Source organism: Mesorhizobium sp. M0051, from assembly GCF_040323235.1.
In the GTDB taxonomy this organism is placed as follows: Bacteria; Pseudomonadota; Alphaproteobacteria; order Rhizobiales; family Rhizobiaceae; genus Mesorhizobium.
Map to the genome: position 1 here is coordinate 1 of NZ_JAMYUT010000094.1, position 910 is coordinate 910.

At 61.6% G+C, this 910-nt stretch carries 1 protein-coding gene; it reads left to right on the forward strand.

All coding sequences use genetic code 11. The features are described 5' to 3' along the window. The first annotated feature begins 68 nt into the window (after window positions 1-68). Entirely contained in the window at window positions 69-893 is an 825-nt protein-coding gene (locus NKJ90_RS33365; protein WP_352487778.1) for an IS5 family transposase, read from the forward strand. Window positions 894-910 lie beyond the last annotated feature (17 nt).

Consider the following 910-nt stretch of genomic DNA (forward strand, 5'->3'; position numbering starts at 1 on the left):
AGAGACTGTTTTGAAAATCGGCTTGCCGGGGGGTTTCGTCTGAGGCTGGGTTATGATTCAAGCTTTAGATGTGGACAAAGCAGAGCCGTGGCCGGATGGCCCAGATCGCCAAGAAGACCAAGCGCTACCCGTCTGATTTGACGGACGAGGAGTGGGAGCAGTTCGCACCGCTGATGCCCAAGCCTGGGCGTCGCGGCCGTCCGCGCGAGGTTGATTTCCGCGAGGTGGTCAACGCCGTGCGCTACCTGGTCCGCTCGGGTTGCGGTTGGCGGATGCTGCCGATCCATTTCGGACCCTGGCAGACGGTCTACGGCTGGTTCCGCGAGTTGGCTCGGCGCTTTCTGTTCCAGACCATCCACGACGTGGCGCTGATGCTGGATCGCGAGCGAGCCGGGCGCGAGGCCAGTCCCACGGCTGGTGTGATCGACAGCCAGTCGGTCAAGGCTCCGCAAGCTGAAACAAGGGGTTATGACGCCGGCAAGAAGATTGTCGGCCGCAAGCGACACATTGCCGTCGATACGGATGGGCGGCTGTTGATGGTCAATCTCACCACCGCCGACATCTCCGACAGTGCCGGCGCTCAGGCGATCCTGGATGGTATCCGCAAGCGCTGGCCGTGGGTGAAGCATCTGTTCGCCGACGGCGCCTATGACCGGCTGAAGCTCATGGACAAAGCCACCTATCTCGACTTCGTGGTCGAGATCATCCGTCGATCCGACGACCAGAAGGGCTTCCAGGTCCTGCCCCGCCGCTGGGTCGTCGAGCGGACCTTCGGTTGGATGACGAGATGGCGCCGCCTCGTGCGCGACTACGAGCAGCGCATCGACGTCTCGCAAGCCATGATCCTTGTCGCAATGGGTGGCAATCTCATCCGCCGAAACGCTCATCCGTGAATTTCAAAACGGACTCT

Bases quoted from the DNA above. Each gene is read 5' to 3' on its own strand.
- NKJ90_RS33365 (WP_352487778.1), top strand. From the start codon at position 69: ATGTGGACAAAGCAGAGCCGTGGCCGGATGGCCCAGATCGCCAAGAAG.